The sequence below is a fragment of the Bacillus sp. mrc49 genome (assembly GCF_002803435.1).
In genome coordinates this window covers 1-744 of the sequence record NZ_PHNG01000239.1, presented here as the reverse complement: position 1 = coordinate 744, position 744 = coordinate 1, and the positions used below count along the sequence as shown (strand labels likewise).

The 744-nt window shown below is 45.8% G+C and carries 2 protein-coding genes; both read right to left on the bottom strand.

Annotated features, from left to right (window positions below; all coding sequences use genetic code 11):
* On the bottom strand, positions 1–363 hold a 363-nt coding region (queD, locus tag CVN76_RS01740; protein ID WP_100530154.1), incomplete at its 3' end, for a 6-carboxytetrahydropterin synthase QueD.
* Positions 350–744 (bottom strand): 7-cyano-7-deazaguanine synthase (locus tag CVN76_RS01735; protein ID WP_198512418.1); only part of this gene is annotated, 395 nt, incomplete at its 5' end. The genes CVN76_RS01735 and queD, both read right to left, overlap by 14 nt.

Genomic DNA, 744 nt, shown 5'->3' with positions numbered 1-744 from the left:
TTCGGCCATTTTTTCATAGATCCAGACAACCATGTTTTCGGCTGTTGTATTCATGGGCGGCAGCGTTTCATTCAAATAACGATGATCGAGGTGGATTTCAATTTCATTTTTCCATATTTCCTTCATGTCCCCGAAATCTATCATCAAACCGCGAGAATCGGTATATCCGCTCAATCCAAAGATGACCTTGTAGGTGTGACCGTGAAGATTCTTGCATTTTCCCTCATAGTCGTGCAAATGGTGTGCTGCGTCAAAAGTGAATTCCTTGCTGACCAGGACCCTCTTCTTTGTATAGTTCAGCTGGCTGCGCTGTATATCTTCATCTATTTTTTGAAGCTTATCGACGATTTTAAAACCATACATCATGAGTGACCTCCCGTCTGCTTACATAGTCATCCAGCCCTTTTTTGCGCAGCTTACATGCCGGACATTCCCCACAGCCGGCAGATATGACGCCATTATAGCAAGTCAGCGTCTTTTCGCGGACAAATTCGAACGCGCCAAGCTGATCGGCAAGCTCCCATGTTTCTTCTTTATTCAGCCACATAAGCGGCGTATCGATTACGAATGACTGGTCCATCGACAAGTTCAAGGTTACGTTCAACGATTTAATGAAAACATCGCGACAGTCAGGATATCCGCTGAAATCCGTTTCACAGACGCCTGTGACAATATGTTTAGCCCCGATCTGGCTGGCCAGAACCCCGGCAAACGAAAGAAACAGCAAATTCCTTCCCGGCACGA